This is a genomic window from Endozoicomonas sp. ONNA2 (assembly GCF_024606365.1).
Taxonomy (GTDB): domain Bacteria; phylum Pseudomonadota; class Gammaproteobacteria; order Pseudomonadales; family Endozoicomonadaceae; genus Endozoicomonas.
In genome coordinates this window covers 1-1,554 of record NZ_JAHHPO010000813.1, presented here as the reverse complement: position 1 = coordinate 1,554, position 1,554 = coordinate 1, and the positions used below count along the sequence as shown (strand labels likewise).

1 protein-coding gene and 1 pseudogene are annotated in these 1,554 nt (G+C 42.9%); both read right to left on the bottom strand.

Annotated elements, in window-relative coordinates; genetic code table 11:
* Window positions 1–54: 54 nt before the first annotated feature.
* Window positions 55–1,143: a DNA/RNA helicase domain-containing protein gene (locus tag KDK14_RS14455; protein ID WP_257265877.1), complete on the bottom strand. Its 1,089-nt coding sequence runs from the start codon at window positions 1,141–1,143 to the stop codon at window positions 55–57.
* A 150-nt stretch (window positions 1,144–1,293) separates the two neighbouring features.
* A pseudogene (locus tag KDK14_RS21800) lies at window positions 1,294–1,464 on the bottom strand (nuclease-related domain-containing protein); the annotation flags it as partial.
* Window positions 1,465–1,554 lie beyond the last annotated feature (90 nt).

Genomic DNA, 1,554 nt, shown 5'->3' with positions numbered 1-1,554 from the left:
TAAATTGGTAAAATTCTTCCGGTGCAATCAAAACCTTACGGATTCAGGTTCCAGTTATAGCCAAATAGCACATAAAAGCTCCCGTGCTCTGCTCATGGCTACATAATATTCAGAGAATTTGGGTTTATCGGATATTTTTTTGGGGTGTGCCATATCAATTATGATGATTACTTGATTTTCAATTCCTTTGAAATGTTTGATTTCTGCAAAGGTCATATTTTGATTTGGAAGGTATCTGACAGCATACTCATCCAGCGGGGTGATTTTGTGTTTTTGAATGATTGCAGGGTGCGCTGCCAGTGATTGTTGAAATGAAAGTGGTGACAAAAGCGTTATTGATGATGCAGGAACTCCTTCATCAAAAAGGGTGTCTAGCAAATTCGAGAGAACGTTGGGTGCTTTCTGGCTGGTTGAAAAAAAATTCCGTACCTCAGAGCCTGATGCTATACATTTTTTCACGGTAGTTATGCTGAGTTCAGACTGGATCTCCTGAACAATATTCCGGGTGTTACGGCAATTAATCGTGAGTGGTATTTCTGCTGGCCGGTATGATCTTAACTGATGAAGAATGTTCTGATCCGGTTCACCGAAGAGGTTTGATTGGTTGTTGATGTCATGGAAAATATACCACTCACCATGAGTTAAGCCATGTATCAAAATTGGATCGATAAGTGCCATGGCTTCTTTATTGAAAATATCCTGCCCTTCGTCTACGACGAGGGTATCGTACTGGCTGATGACTTTTCTCTTCATATCGACCTTTAGACTATCAAGTGTCGATAAAGTCAGGCTGTATTCACTAATTTGCGTTGATAAATAACTTCTTAACCAAGGGGACTTGCAGAGAAATAATGCTTTTTTTCCCTGATCGACAAGCCTGCTTGCCAGCTCAACTGCCAGTAATGTTTTACCAGTGCCAGCACTTCCGGAACAGAGTACTCTTGGGTTGGCTTCTAAAATATCAAGGCAATGATACTGCTCAGTAGTGAGTGCAATGGTATCAGGTGCTGTTGAATGTTGTTCAGAGTAAAGTCGTGGAACCAAATCAAAGTCTGGCCTTAACAACTGTTTGATCTGTTCCAGCTCTGAAGGGTTTAGTAAATGGGCGGAGTCAGCACCCTTGCTTCTCCAGTGGGAAATCATGCCCATTAACCAGGTCTCAAAATTGCGTAGTTTACGTTTGTCGCACAGATAATTGAATGACCACTCGGTACTGGTGACATTCCAGTTTACGTCGGGAAAAACAACGGCAAAGCCGTAAAGGTTGCTTTTTAAGTGGATGCCTCGAGTGTCCAGTGAGTGCTTTAAGGCATACATGGCCGATTTTGCCTGCTCAAAAGGGTCCTGAATGGCGGTATGTTGGTAGCGCCCAGTGGTATTCCAACGACCCTGCTGACAACTTACCCTGCCACCTTTGACTTCAAGCACATAGATACCGAAGGGGCAGACAATAACGAAATCTGCTTCGCCGACTTTCTTGTAGTCATGTTCAGATAAACCAACAGGGCGATAGAATCGGCCTTACGATCGTTCCAATCAAGGCTAATTTAAACG